The sequence below is a fragment of the Streptomyces sp. NEAU-W12 genome, from assembly GCF_026242095.1.
Lineage (GTDB): Bacteria > Actinomycetota > Actinomycetes > Streptomycetales > Streptomycetaceae > Streptomyces.
Genome location: NZ_JAPJDM010000044.1, coordinates 1 through 13,387 on the forward strand (window position 1 = coordinate 1; position 13,387 = coordinate 13,387).

Annotated in this window: 12 protein-coding genes and 1 pseudogene; 5 read left to right on the forward strand and 8 right to left on the reverse strand. The window is 73.2% G+C overall.

Annotated elements, in window-relative coordinates; genetic code table 11:
* Positions 1-144: 144 nt before the first annotated feature.
* The gene (locus ORI94_RS33575) at positions 145-1,401 is read right to left on the reverse strand and encodes a L,D-transpeptidase (protein WP_266082641.1); all 1,257 of its coding nucleotides are present in this window, start codon (positions 1,399-1,401) and stop codon (positions 145-147) included.
* Positions 1,402-1,755: 354 nt separating this feature from the next.
* Positions 1,756-2,154 carry a hypothetical protein gene (locus tag ORI94_RS33580; RefSeq protein WP_266082643.1) on the reverse strand — a complete coding sequence of 133 codons (399 nt, stop codon included), beginning with the start codon at positions 2,152-2,154 and terminating at the stop codon, positions 1,756-1,758.
* 108 nt (positions 2,155-2,262) lie between these two features.
* On the opposite strand from ORI94_RS33580, the gene ORI94_RS33585 reads away from it, so the two are divergent.
* Positions 2,263-2,601 carry an LAETG motif-containing sortase-dependent surface protein gene (locus ORI94_RS33585; RefSeq protein ID WP_266082645.1) on the forward strand — a complete coding sequence of 113 codons (339 nt, stop codon included), beginning with the start codon at positions 2,263-2,265 and terminating at the stop codon, positions 2,599-2,601.
* Positions 2,602-2,662: 61 nt separating this feature from the next.
* On the opposite strand, the gene hutH is transcribed toward ORI94_RS33585, so the two are convergent.
* From hutH to ORI94_RS33610, 5 genes are all read right to left on the reverse strand, one after another.
* Entirely contained in the window at positions 2,663-4,288 is a 1,626-nt protein-coding gene (gene hutH, locus ORI94_RS33590) for a histidine ammonia-lyase (protein ID WP_266082647.1), read from the reverse strand.
* A gap of 51 nt (positions 4,289-4,339) precedes the next feature.
* Complete coding sequence (locus ORI94_RS33595) at positions 4,340-5,524, reverse strand: GGDEF domain-containing protein (RefSeq protein WP_266082649.1); 1,185 nt, start codon at positions 5,522-5,524, stop codon at positions 4,340-4,342.
* Positions 5,525-5,614: 90 nt separating this feature from the next.
* Positions 5,615-6,415, reverse strand: coding sequence for an enoyl-CoA hydratase/isomerase family protein (locus ORI94_RS33600; protein ID WP_266082651.1), 801 nt, complete (start codon positions 6,413-6,415; stop codon positions 5,615-5,617).
* Between the two features lie 1,013 nt (positions 6,416-7,428).
* A complete protein-coding gene (locus tag ORI94_RS33605; RefSeq protein ID WP_266082653.1) occupies positions 7,429-8,598 on the reverse strand; it encodes an adenylate/guanylate cyclase domain-containing protein in 1,170 nt (389 codons plus the stop codon).
* A 340-nt stretch (positions 8,599-8,938) separates the two neighbouring features.
* On the reverse strand, positions 8,939-9,847 hold the full coding sequence (locus ORI94_RS33610; RefSeq protein WP_266082655.1) for a biotin--[acetyl-CoA-carboxylase] ligase: 909 nt from the start codon (positions 9,845-9,847) through the stop codon (positions 8,939-8,941).
* 241 nt (positions 9,848-10,088) lie between these two features.
* Between ORI94_RS33610 and ORI94_RS33615 the strand changes: the two genes are divergently transcribed.
* The 4 genes from ORI94_RS33615 (at position 10,089) to ORI94_RS33630 (ending at position 12,879) form a co-directional block, all read left to right on the forward strand.
* The gene (locus ORI94_RS33615) at positions 10,089-11,678 is read left to right on the forward strand and encodes an acyl-CoA carboxylase subunit beta (protein ID WP_266082657.1); all 1,590 of its coding nucleotides are present in this window, start codon (positions 10,089-10,091) and stop codon (positions 11,676-11,678) included.
* A 16-nt stretch (positions 11,679-11,694) separates the two neighbouring features.
* Positions 11,695-11,904: an acyl-CoA carboxylase epsilon subunit gene (locus ORI94_RS33620; protein ID WP_266082659.1), complete on the forward strand. Its 210-nt coding sequence runs from the start codon at positions 11,695-11,697 to the stop codon at positions 11,902-11,904.
* 138 nt (positions 11,905-12,042) lie between these two features.
* Positions 12,043-12,171 (forward strand): morphogenic membrane protein MmpB, encoded by a 129-nt coding sequence (gene mmpB / locus ORI94_RS33625; RefSeq protein WP_107068374.1) that lies wholly within the window; start codon positions 12,043-12,045, stop codon positions 12,169-12,171.
* 81 nt (positions 12,172-12,252) lie between these two features.
* A complete protein-coding gene (locus tag ORI94_RS33630; RefSeq protein WP_266082662.1) occupies positions 12,253-12,879 on the forward strand; it encodes a Maf family protein in 627 nt (208 codons plus the stop codon).
* Here the strand turns inward: ORI94_RS33630 and ORI94_RS33635 are convergent.
* A pseudogene (locus tag ORI94_RS33635) lies at positions 12,848-13,272 on the reverse strand (hypothetical protein). The gene ORI94_RS33630 and the pseudogene ORI94_RS33635 overlap by 32 nt on opposite strands.
* Positions 13,273-13,387 lie beyond the last annotated feature (115 nt).

Sequence of the window (13,387 nt, forward strand, 5' to 3'; positions counted from 1 at the left end):
GGGCGCGGGTGGCGCCCCCGCCCAGCCCCCCCCCCGGCCCCCCCCCCGGACCGATGCCGCCGCCCCCCCTTTCGGGCGGGCGGCGGCATCGGTCGGGCATCGAGCGGGTCGGGCAGCGGGTGCCGGGTGGTGCCGGCGGCCGGGTCAGACCGCCGAGCCCGCCTTCCACTGGGCCCAGTCCATGTTCCAGCCGTTGAGGCCGTTGTCCGGGGCGATGGTCTTGTCACCGGTGTTCTGCACGACGACGACGTCACCGACGATCGAGTTGTCGTAGAACCAGGAGCCCGGGGTGTTCGGGTCGTCGGCGCCCTTGACGTCGGCCAGGCCGACGCAGCCGTGGCTGGTGTTGGCGCTGCCGAAGATGGACTTGGCGCCCCAGTAGTTGCCGTGGATGAAGGTGCCGGAGGTGCTCAGGCGCATGGCGTGCGGCACGTCCTTGATGTCGTACTCGCCCTCGCCGTCGTCGTCGGTGAAGCCGACGGTCGCACCGTTCATCCGGGTCTCCTTGAACTTCTCGGAGATCACCATCTTGCCTTCGTACGTCTTGTTCTCGGGCGACCCGGCGGAGATCGGGATCGTCCGGATGGTCTTGCCGTTCTGGGTGACCTTCATCTGCTTGGTGTCGGCGTCGACGATCGAGACCTGGTTGCGGCCGATCTTGAAGTTGACCGTCTTCTGCTGGACGCCGTAGACGCCCTCGGCGCCCTCGACGCCGTCGAGCGCCAGCTTCAGGGTGACGGTGGAGCTCTCCTGCCAGTAGTCCTCGGGACGGCAGTCCATGCGGTTGGCGTTGAACCAGTGGCAGGCGACCTCCTGACCGCTGGTGGTGGAGACGGTGATGCCCTTCTGGACCTCGGCCTTGTTGGTGATCGCCTTGTCGAAGTTGATCGACACCGGCATGCCGACGCCCACGGTCGAGCCGTCGTCCGGGGTGAAGGTGCCGATGAAGCTGTTGGTCGGCGAGACCGTGGTGAACGACGCGTTCTCGTGGGCGGCGCGGCCCTCGGAGTCCTCGGCGGTGGCGGCCAGCTTGTAGGTGGTGGCGCGCTCCAGCTGGCCGCTGGGCTTCCAGCTCTTCTTGTCCGCGGATATCTCACCCTCGACGGCGGTGCCGTCGGTGGTCGTCATCTTGACCTCGGTGAGCGTGCCCTTGGTCACGGCGACCGCGGCGGAGTTGTTGATGGACGCGTTGTTGGAGCCGTCCTTCGGCGTGATCTCGATCTGGGCCTCGGAGGTCTTCTTGGCCGCCGCCTCGTCGACCTGCGCCTGCGACGTGCCCTTTCCGCCGTCCCCGCCGGAGCCCGTGTCCTCACCGCCGCCGGAACACGCCGAGAGCACCATCACTCCGCCGAGCAGAGCGGACGCAGCCGTCAGACCCCTGCGCCGCTTACCGTCCGTCATCACACGCTTCTCCATCGTCGCCGCTTGCCCGAACCGCACGGGCCCCGCACCCGAAGCCGAGAGTCCCCGTCGAACACTTCAACGCTACGACCGGCAGGTCCCGTTCCACATGGGCCGCGAATGTGGGGCTCACCACGTCCGTCACGGCCGGGCGGGGGTGATCGGCCCGTGCGTCACCAGAGACGTCAGCCCCCGGGCAACGGTTGCCGCCCCGGGGTCACGATTTCCCCGAACCGGGCCGGCCAGTCGCACCGGCCGCGGCAACTCACTTCATTTCCGCCCCACTTGCACCTTTTCAGCGCTATTCAACACTTTACGCCTTTCACCTCTTTCGCGAGCTGTGCCCGCATTGTTCTATTTGTCGCATTCGCCTGGACTGTCATCCGCCGCACCGGCGACTGACGCCTCGTCGCTTCCGTCACCGTCGAACCCGTCCTCACCGAACCCGTCCCCGTCGAGGTCCCACTCGGGCGAGTCCGGGTCGTAGTCGATCTCCTCGCTGCTCCACGAGGCCTGCTGGAGTTCCACGCCCGGCACGTCACCGACCAGCCCGAACGGGTCGACGAGATGCGCGAGCGCCTCGGCCGTGTCCCCGGTCACCGCGCCCCGGGCCGGCTCCTGCCCCTCGGCCGACAGGTCGCCGTCGTCCGCGATCCTGGCCAGCGCCGCCCTGGCCACGGCGTCCTCGTCGCCGACCTCGAGAACAAGGTCGACCCGAAGCCGTACAAACCGTGATGTCTCTGGAGTGCTCATGCCCGGAGCGTACGGCTCCGGCTCCTGTGACTTTCCTGTGACCCGAGACTTTCACTACCATCAGCCCACACGGCCAATTCGCCAGCGCCACAAGGGGATCGATATTCCGTGTCATCCGCGCTCCGTCCGTTGCTGACCGCCACCGCCGCGGGCACTCTGCTGTGCGCCCTGTGGTTCGTCCCGTCCGCCAACGCGACCTCCGACCTCCCGGTGAGAGGAACCGTCCCGGCAAGCCCGTCTCCGCAGGTCACAGAGCAGGCAAGGGTCGCTTCCAGCATCTCGGCCGACACCTCGACCGCGTCGTACGACGGCACCGTCGGGGAGGTCCGGCTCGCCGACACCGGCAGCTTCAGCAGCACGCCGTACATCGTCGGCGGCACCGCCTGCCTGACCCTCGGCGCGGGCTTCGTCGTCTACTCGGTCCGCCGGGAACGGCTCGACTTCTGACGTACTCGACCCTTCCCTTGGGCCCACTTCGACCGCGGCCTTCCCTGCGCCGCGGTCCCCGTCACCGCAGTGGGCCGGTGACCTGTTCCACAGCCGCCAGCAGCCGCCCGTCGCGTACGAACGCCTCCGCCGCGGCGAGGTCGGGCGCGAGATGGCGGTCCGGGCCGGGACCGCCCACACCGGCCTGTCGCGCGGCCTCGACCGCGGCCCGGGTGGCGGGCGCCGGAGTGAGGCCCTCGCGCAACTCCACCGCCCGCGCGGCGGCGTACAGTTCGACGGCGATGACCCTGGTGAGGTTGTCGACCGAGGTGCGCAGCTTGCGGGCGGCCGACCAGCCCATCGAGACGTGGTCCTCCTGCATCGCGGAGGACGGGATCGAGTCCGCGGACGCCGGGACGGCCAGCCGCTTCAGCTCGCTCACGAGCGCGGCCTGCGTGTACTGAGCGATCATCAGACCGGAGTCGACGCCCGGGTCGTCGGCGAGGAACGGCGGCAGCCCGTGGCTGCGGTTCTTGTCCAGCAGCCGGTCGGTACGGCGCTCGGCGATGGAGCCGAGGTCGGCGGCGGCGATGGCGAGGAAGTCCAGCACGTAGGCCACCGGGGCACCGTGGAAGTTGCCGTTGGACTCCACCCGCCCGCCCCCGGGCCCGAACGCCCCCGAACCGGTGTCGCCGGGCAGGACCACCGGATTGTCGATGGCGGCGGCGAGTTCGCGCTCGGCGACCAGCCGGGCGTGCGTGATCGTGTCCCGCCCGGCACCCGCCACCTGCGGGGCGCAGCGCACCGAGTAGGCGTCCTGGACCCGCGGGGCGTCGTCCTGGTGATGCCCCGTCAGGCCTGAACCGGCCAGCACGGCGAGCATGTTGGCGGCGCTGGCGGCCTGGCCGGGGTGCGGGCGGACGGCATGCAGTTCGGGGGCGAGGACCTTGTCGGTGCCGAGCAGCGCCTCCAGGCTCATCGCGGCCGTGACGTCGGCGGACCGGTACAGGGTGTCGAGGTCGGCGAGGGCCATGACCAGCATGCCCAGCATGCCGTCGGTGCCGTTGAGGAGGGCGAGCCCTTCCTTCTCGCGCAGTGCGACGGGCCGGATCCCGTGCTCGGCGAGCAGGTCGCCGGCGGGGCGCACGGTCCCGTCGGGCCCTTCGGCCTCCCCTTCGCCCATCAGGGCCAGGGCGCAGTGGGACAGCGGGGCCAGGTCGCCCGAGCAGCCGAGGGAGCCGTACTCGTGCACCACGGGGGTGATCCCGGCGTTCAGCACGTCGGCGATCGCCTGCGCGACCTCGGGGCGTACGCCGGTGTGCCCGGAGCAGAGGGTCTTCAGCCGCAGGAACATCAGGGCGCGGACGACCTCGCGCTCGACGCGGGGCCCCATGCCGGCGGCGTGCGAGCGGACGATGTTGCGCTGCAGCCGGTCCCGCAGCTCGGGGCCGATGTGCCGGGTCGCCAGGGCACCGAAGCCGGTGCTCACCCCGTACACGGGGTCGGGCTCGGCGGCCAGGGCGTCCACGATCTCGCGGGAGGCGGCGAGGGCGGCCAGCGCCTCGCCGGAGAGCTCGACGCTGGCACCGCCGCGCGCCACGGCGAGCACGTCGGACGCGGTCACGCCGAACGCCCGCCCGTCACCCACCACCACCCTTCCGAGGCCGCGCTTCGCGCCTTCCCCGTTCACCACAGTGTGCATATCCATATTCAGGAGCGTACGCAGTGAATTCGTTGATGTCACCACCGGGACCGACGGTCACCCCTTACCGTCGTGCGCCCGCCCTCCCCCCTGCGGCGAGTGCCGTCCCCGGAACCTGCGCCGCTCGCCGTCCGGCTCCCGCACCGGCTCGTCCGCCAGGCGTACGACCGGGTCACCCGGGCCCTCGCGCCCGGCGACGACGGGACGGCTCGCCCGCTCGGCCTTCGCGCGGTACTGCGCCGCGTCGGCCAGCCGGAAGAGCCGCCGGGCGGAGTGCACGGGGCCGATGGCGTCCCCGGTGGAGGCCACCCCGCAGGCCACCCCGTCCCCGATCCCCAACTCCACGGCGCGACGGCACACTTCGTCGGCCACCTTGACCGCCTCGTCGGCGGGCGGCCCCACCGCCAGCAGGCAGAACTCGTCCCCGCCGAGCCGCGCCGCGAGGGCGCCGGGAAGCATGGCCCCGCACAGGGACAGCACGGTCCCGAACCGCTCGAGCAGCCGGTCGCCGACGGCATGCCCCAGAGTGTCGTTGACCCGCTTGAGCCCGTTCAGATCGCACACGACGAGGCTGACGACGGCACCGTCCCGGCGGTGCCGCTCGACCGCCTCGTCGAGCCGCACGTCCACGGCCCGGCGGTTGGCCAGCCCGGTGAGCGCGTCCGTGTACGCCAGCCGCCGCGCCTCCTCCAGTCGCTCGGTCTGCGCGATCCCGGCGGCGACGACAGCGGCCAGCACCGTCGCGAAGTCGGCGTCGCCCCACCCGAAGACGGGCGCGCCGACCGGCCGGGCCACGTACAGCTCCCCCCACGCCCGCCCGTGCAGCACGATCGGGGCGACCACGCAGCAGCCGCGTCCGCGCCGGCGCAGGGCCGCCACGCGCTGGTGGGTATGGCCGGGCCGCCCCTCCGTCGGCCCCCGAGCGGTCTCCACCCAGGCGTCCGGCTCACCGCCACCGGCCGCCCACCGCTCGTGCAGGAACTCGGTGATCTCGGCGAACTGGTGCACGGGGTAGGCCTCGTCGTCCGGGAACTCCTCCTCGCCCCCGGCCAGCTCGCCGACGTTGACCAGGACCCGCAACCTCCCCAGCTCCCGCTCCCACACCGACAGCGCGGCGAAACTCCCGCCGAGCGCGCGGCGGGCCCCGTGGGCCGCGGCCCACCAGACCTCCCGCGAGCTGTGCGCGGCGGCCATGCCCTGCGCCAGCTCCACCACCGCCGCCAGCCGGCTGTCCTCACCCATCCCTCCAGGCTAGGGACGATCGGGGCGAACAGGCATATTTAGGGAGCGAACGGGGAGTGCGACCCTGCTCCCCAGGCGGCCGGCGCCGCGCTACTCCCCCGGCCAGTCCGGCGTGCGCTTCTCGTTGAAGGCGGCGACGCCCTCCGCGCGGTCGCCCGAGAACGCGACCGACCGCCAGGCGGCGTCCTCCACCTCGAGGCCGGCCGGCAGATCCAGTCCCTGCCCGAGCCTCAGCGCCCGCTTGGCCGCCCGCAGCCCCACCGGCGAGTTGGCGGCGATCCCGGCGGCCAGGGACAGCGCCTCCTCCCGGTCCCGCCCCGCCTCCACGAGTACGTCGACGAGCCCCAGCTCCCGCGCCTCGGCAGCCTCCACCCGGCGCGCCGTGAAGATCAGTTCGGCGGCCCGCGCGGCACCCACCCGCCGGGGCAGCAACTGCGTACCGCCACCGCCCGGGATCACCCCGACGGACACCTCGGGCAGCCCCACCACGGCCGTGCCGTCGGCGACGATCACATCGCAGGACAGGGCCAGTTCGAATCCGCCGCCCAGCGCGAACCCGTGCACCGCCGCCACCGTGGGCACCGGAAGCTCCAGTACCCCGGTGTACGCGCCGCGCGCCACCGGCCGCTGGCGCACCAGATCGGCGTCGCTGAAGGCATTGCGCTCCTTCAGATCGGCCCCGACGCAGAAGGCCCGCTCGTGCGACGAGGTCAGCACCACCACCCGTACGGCCGAGTCCTTCCCCAGCGCCGCGCAGGCCCCGGCCAGGGACCGGGCCATCTCGGTCGAGACGGCGTTCATGGCCTTGGGCCGGTCGAGGACGAGCTCCGCGACATGCCCCTGCCCATGCCGCCGCACCAGCACGAACTCCCCGAACCGCTCCTCGCTCATGACACCCTCCGGTTAACGCGGGTTAACATCCGTCGCCCCGATCATCGCAGCCGGTCACCCTCCGGCAAAAGGGCGCGTGTCCAGTTCCTTCCGCACCCCCGTCCACCCGGTCGAGTGACATCCCGCCCACTCCGGCCCCGCCCCCGTACGGGAAGGCCCAGCGTGCGAGGCACCGCGACGCAGGGGGGTGCGTACGCAGGGGGAGGAATCATCATGCCGACGAACACGCCGACCGGCTCGCCCGGGCCAGCCGTCCCGGCCGTTCCGGCGGAGCCCCGGTCCGCCGGAACGGAGGCGGCCGGGGGAGCACCGGCGCACACCGGATCCGCCCTCTTCAGCGCACGGCTCCGGGGCCGCCACCGCAGACCCCGCCCCCGGAAGCTCCTGCCGGCCGCCGGCGGGCCGGCGCCGACCGCGGGCGCCCTGAGCCTCGTACGCCCGGCGTCCGTCCCGGGCCCCACCGGTGTCGGCGCCGGAACCGGCCCCCGCCCGGTCGCCCCGGCCCTCCTCGACCGCCACGAGCCCCGGCCCGGACGGCACGGGCAACACGGACGGCGCCGACGACAGCGCTGCTCCGGCGCCCCCGGCCGCCCCGGGGGCCGGCCCCTGCTCACCCACCGCCCCGGGCGGTCGGAGCACGCCGCCGCGCGTCCCCGCCGCCCCGGACAGCACCGTCGCACCGTCCGCCGCCGCACCGCCCCTCACCGCTTCGAACACCCCCGGCACCCCACCGGACGCGCCGGGCGCCCCACGGCCGCCGGCCCTCACCGGCGCCCCGCCAAACGTTCCCGCTTCCCCACCGGCCCCCGCGGACCACACACCCCCCGCAGCCGACACCACCGCAGCCGGACCGGCCGGCGCCACCACCACCGGACCGGCCGGGCGAACCGGACGCCAACGCTCCCGCCCTCTGCGTACCGATCATCGGCCTGTCCGTGGGGGGGGGCGGCCCGGACCTCAAGGGCCGGGGGCCGTCCCCGCAGACCGCCCAGGGGCCGCCAGGCGGCCGGCGCTCACGGCCTCTGGGGATCGTCCCGGCGCGTGAGCAGCCACGGCTCGACCACGCCCAGGCCACGTACCGGCCGCTGCCACATCGGCTGCAGCCCGAAGCGGTACGTCGGCGGTGGCTCGCCCTCCTTCTCCGCCTCGGCCGCCTCCTCGGCCGCCGCCGCCTCGGACGCGGGCGCGTCACCGGTGCGGATCAGTTCCTCGGCGAAGGCGGTGTCGACGAGCACGGCGTCCCGAGGGGCTATCGAGGTGAGCCGGGAGGCGAGGTTCACCGTCGTACCGAAGACATCGCCCATCCGGGTGGTGACGGTGCCGAACGCCATGCCGACCCGCAGCTCCGGCATCGTCTCGTCGTTCGCCATGGTCTCGATCAGCCGCAGGGCGATCTCCGCGGCCGTTCCCGCGTCGTCGGCGGCGTAGAGCACCTCGTCGCCGAGGGTCTTGATGAGCCGCCCGCCGCGCGCGGCCACCAGGTCGGCGGCGGTCGTCTCGAAGGCCTCGACGAGTTCGCCGAGCTCCTCCTCCTCCATGCGCCGGGTCAGCCGCGTGAACCCGACGAGGTCGGCGAACGCGACGGCGAGCCGCCGGTCCACCATCTCCTCGTCGTCGGCGGCCTGGAGCACCCGCCCGGCCGAGGCGGCGAGCTGCCGCCGCCAGACGTAGACGAGGAACTCCTCCAGCTCGGGCAGGAGCAGCTCGATGATGGGGTACGTGACCTCGGTGCGCGTCATGCCCAGCTCGGGCGGCTCGGTCAGCCCCTCCAGGAAGGAGTCGATCTGCCACTCGGCCAGTCGCGCGGTGGTCTGTCCCGTGGACCGCGCCACCTGCACGGCCATGGCCTCGCTCAGCAGTCCCGCCTCGACCAGGCCGGCCAGTCGGCGCAGCGCCAGGACGTCGGCCTCCGTGAACGCCTTGGCCTGACCGACGTCGGCGAACCCCATGGCCCGCCAGAACCGTGTGGCCAGCTCCACCGTGACGCTGGCGCTGCGGGCCGCCTGAAAGGGGGTGTAACGGCGCTCGGCACCCAGAATGAGCTGTTCGAGGCGCAGAGCGAGCGGGTCCTCGCCGTTGTCGGGGGGGCGGGAGCCGTCCCCCCGCTCGCGCGAGGCCGAGGGTGGCGGAGGCTCCGCGCGGCCCTGCGCTTCCGTTCCGGAGCCCGAGTCGTCGACGGTCACGCGTTGCTGCCCTTCCGATCTGCCACGGCCATGTCTCGACCGGCCTCAACTCTACGGCAGGTGTGCGCCAGCTCACTCCGTCCGGTTGTACCCGCAGGTGGCACGACCGGCGCACCCGGCATCGGGGTACCCACCGTACGCACCCGTACCCGCACCAGCCCCCGCGTGCGCCTCTCACCCGTACCCGCACCCGCCCCCGCGTGCGCCCCTCGCCCGCCCCCGGGCCGACAGGACCGGCGGGCCTGCGGGACCGGCGGGACCTGCGAGGCGCTGCGGGCCTGCGGGACCTGCGGGGCCGGCGAGGCGCTGCGGGCCTGCGGGACCTGCGGGACGAGGTGCCCTACGGGACGACGGGGCGTACGTGCACGATGTCGCCCGCTCCCACCGGTTCCTGCACCCCCTCCTCCGTGGCCAGCACCAGGCGCCCGTCCCCGTCGACGGCGACCGCCTCGCCCAGCAGCACCCGGTCCCCCGGCAGCTCGGCACGCACCACCCGCCCGAGGGTCGCGCACCCCGCCGCGTACGTCTCCTGCAGGCCGCTCGCGGACGGGTCGCCACCCGCCTCCCGCCAGCGCCCGTACCACTCCTCGAGCGACCGCAGCACGCCCCGCAGCAGCGGGTCCCGGTCCGTGGTCACCGCGCCGGCCAGCGCCAGCGACCCGGCGGTGGGCACCGGCAGCTCGTCGGTGCGCAGGCTGACGTTGATCCCGACGCCGATCACCACCCCGTCGCCCCCGGCCCGCTCCGCGAGGATCCCGGCGGCCTTGCGCTCCTCGCCGCCGACGGTGACGAGGAGGTCGTTGGGCCACTTCAGGGCCGTGTCGACGCCCGCGGTCCGGGACAGTCCGGTGGCCACCGCGACGCCGGTGAGCAACGGCAGCCAGCCCCAGCGGGCCACCGGCACCCCGGTGGGCCGCAGCAGTACGGAGAAGAAGAGACCGGAGCGGGCCGGCGCCGTCCACTGCCGGTCCAGGCGGCCCCGCGCGGCGGTCTGCTCCTCGGCGACGAGCACGGACCCCTCGTCGGCCGTCCCCTCGACGGCGCGGGCCACGAGGTCGGAGTTGGTGGAGCCGGTGCGCTGCACCACGTCGAGCTGCCGCCACAGCCCGCCGTCGCGCACCAGGCCTCTGCGCAGGCCTGCGGCGTTCAACGGCGGGCGGTCGAGATCGGACCAGCGTCCCGACCCGCCTTTCGGCCCGGGCGGGAGGTCCGGGCCGCTCGCGCCTTCGTCATCCGGTGACTTCGTCATGCGGCCACCCTAGGTACGACCTCCCGCGCACCGCAGCGGGGACGGGCCGGGAGACCGGATCATGGGGCCGGGCGACCGGGGCGGAACCAGGGAGCCGGAGCAGGGCGGACCTCAGCCCGTTCCCCACTCTGTGAAGGGGTAAGCAGTGTGGGAAAGACCGCACTGCCGATCCCGGAGGCCCCCACTACGCTACGGATGAGTAACCGTCCCCCCTTTTGAGCAGGCAGGGAGCCGTATCCTGATGTCCGAGCCGGAAGTGCAGCAGCCCGACATTCATACGACCGCGGGCAAGCTCGCGGATCTGCGGCGTCGCATCCACGAGGCGACGCACGCCGGTTCGGAACGTGCCGTGGAGAAGCAGCACGCCAAGGGCAAGCTGACGGCCCGGGAGCGGATCGGTCTGCTGCTCGACGAGGGGTCGTTCGTCGAACTGGACGAGTTCGCCCGGCACCGTTCCACCAGCTTCGGGCTGGACGCCAACCGCCCCTACGGCGACGGTGTGGTGACCGGGTACGGCACCGTCGACGGCCGCCCGGTCGCCGTGTTCTCGCAGGACTTCACGGTCTTCGGCGGGGCGCTGGGCGAGGTGTACGGGCAGAAGATCGTCAAGGTCATGGACTTCGCCCTGAAGACCGGCTGCCCGGTCGTCGGGATCAACGACTCCGGTGGCGCCCGGATCCAGGAGGGCGTGGCCTCGCTGGGCGCCTACGGCGAGATCTTCCGCCGCAACACCCACGCCTCCGGGGTGATCCCGCAGATCAGCCTGGTCGTCGGCCCGTGCGCGGGCGGCGCGGTGTACTCCCCGGCGATCACCGACTTCACGGTCATGGTCGACCGGACCTCGCACATGTTCATCACCGGCCCGGACGTCATCAAGACGGTCACCGGCGAGGACGTCGGCTTCGAGGAGCTGGGCGGCGCCCGCACGCACAACTCCGCCTCGGGCGTGGCCCACCACATGGCCGGGGACGAGAAGGACGCCATCGAGTACGTCAAGCAGCTGCTGTCGTACCTGCCGTCGAACAACCTCGCCGAGCCCCCGGCGTACCCGGAGGAGGCGGACCTCACCGTCACCGACGAGGACCGCGAGCTGGACACGGTCGTCCCGGACAGCGCGAACCAGCCGTACGACATGCACACGGTGCTCGAGCACGTCCTGGACGACGGGGAGTTCTTCGAGACGCAGGCGCTGTTCGCGCCGAACATCATCACCGGGTACGGGCGGGTGGAGGGCCGTCCGGTCGGTGTCGTCGCCAACCAGCCGATGCAGTTCGCCGGGTGCCTGGACATCACCGCCTCCGAGAAGGCGGCCCGTTTCGTGCGCACCTGCGACGCCTTCAACGTGCCGGTCCTGACCTTCGTCGACGTGCCCGGCTTCCTGCCCGGGGTCGACCAGGAGCACGACGGCATCATCCGGCGCGGCGCCAAACTGATCTTCGCGTACGCGGAGGCGACCGTCCCGCTGATCACCGTCATCACCCGCAAGGCCTTCGGCGGCGCCTACGACGTCATGGGCTCCAAACACCTGGGCGCCGACCTCAACCTGGCGTGGCCCACCGCGCAGATCGCGGTGATGGGCGCGCAGGGCGCCGTCAACATCCTGCACCGCCGCGCCATCGCCGAATCGGACGACGCCGAGGCCACCCGCGCCCGGCTGATGCAGGAGTACGAGGACGCGCTGCTCAACCCGTACGTGGCGGCCGAGCGCGGCTACGTCGACGCGGTGATCATGCCCTCGGACACCCGCCGGCACATCGTCCGCGGGCTGCGCCAGCTGCGGACGAAGCGGAGCTCCCTGCCTCCGAAGAAGCACGGCAACATCCCTCTCTAGGCCTGTTGGAGCCACCATGACGATCAAGGTCGTACGGGGCAACCCGACCCCGGAGGAGCTGGCCGCCGCACTGGCGGTGGTCCGGGCGCGCGCCGCGGCGGCGTCCGCCGTGCCGTCCGGCGCGCCCGCCCCCCGTGACTCCTGGTCCGACCCGTCCCGCATCGCCGGCCGGCGCCTGCCCCAGCCGGGGCCGGCGGCCTGGTCGCGGACGTACTGGCCGGGCTGATCCGCAGCCGGCCCCGAGGGCGCGAGGCTGTCCCGATGTGCGGCGCCGCCGCGCGGGCGCACAGCGCCGCGCCCCGGCGCCCCGACATGAGTACCCGTACTCAGGCGCCCTCCCCCGGTGCGGCCGCACGCTGGTGGCATGCTGTGGTCCGACCCCGAGAACGAGCCGCCGAAGGAACTGCGGGACACGCAGGAGATGGTGCGGCGGCTGGGTGTTCTCGTGGCGCTGGCCATGGTCCTCGCGATGATCGTGATCGGCGTGCGGTGAGACGCGCCGCGAGAGGTCCGGCAGGACTTCCGGGGGGCATCCGGACACGCCGGTGGGCGGATGCGCCGATACGCTGATCGCATGACAGATCAGCCCCGCCGTCGGCTCGTGCTCGCCTCCCAGTCCCCCGCCCGGCTCGGGCTGCTCCGCCAGGCCGGACTCGCCCCCGAGGTGATCGTCAGCGGAGTCGACGAGGACGCCGTCAGCGCGCCCACCCCGGCCGAACTGGCCCTCGCCCTCGCCGAGGCGAAGGCCTCCGTCGTCGCGGCGAAGCCGGAGGTCCTCGGCGCCCTGGTGATCGGCTGCGACTCGGTGCTCGAGCTGGACGGCCAGGCCCTCGGCAAGCCCGCGGACGCCGAGGAGGCCACCGCCCGCTGGAAGGCGATGCGGGGCCGCGCGGGAGTCCTGCAGACCGGCCACTGCATCTACGACACCGCCACGGACGGCAGCCGGTACGCCTCCGCCACCGCGTCCACCGTCGTCCGCTTCGGGGAGCCCTCGGACGAGGAGATCGCCGCCTACGTGGCCTCCGGCGAACCCCTCCATGTCGCGGGGGCCTTCACCCTGGACGGCCGCTCGGCCCCGTTCATCGAGGGCATCGACGGTGACCACGGGAACGTCATCGGCATCAGTCTGCCGCTCGTGCGGCGCCTGCTGGCGCGGCTGGACGTGGGCATCACCCAGCTGTGGGCGCCGCGGGAGAGGTGACCGGGGAGCTGCCGGCGCCGTCGGGGTCGTACGTCACCAGCAGCAGCACGATGAGGGCGAGCACCACCGGCATGGAGAGGAAGGCGGACACGCCGGCCAGCCCCCACGCGAAGGCGCCCAGCAGCGCGTGCACCACGGCGGCGCCGGCCGGCAGGACCCGGCCCGGCCCGAGGGGCGCGGTCACGCAGGGCGGCCGGCCGCGCGACGAGACCGCACGGGGCGAGGGACAGCCCGAAGACGATGCCGCCGGCCTTCGAGGAGACCGACATCGTGTGCGGGTCGAGGCCGGCCGGCGACATGGCCCGCCGGTCGACGACGGTCCCGGGGAACCACTTCGGGGCACCGGTGCCGAGCCCTTCGGCGAAGAGACACGAGTGCCACGCTCCACGCCACCGGTCCTCACCCGCCTTCGAGCACGACCGCGGTCACCCCGAGCACGCGGTTACCCCGAGTACGTCCGGGACGGTGCGAACGTCACCGAGAAGCGAAGTCAGGGGCAGGGATTCCG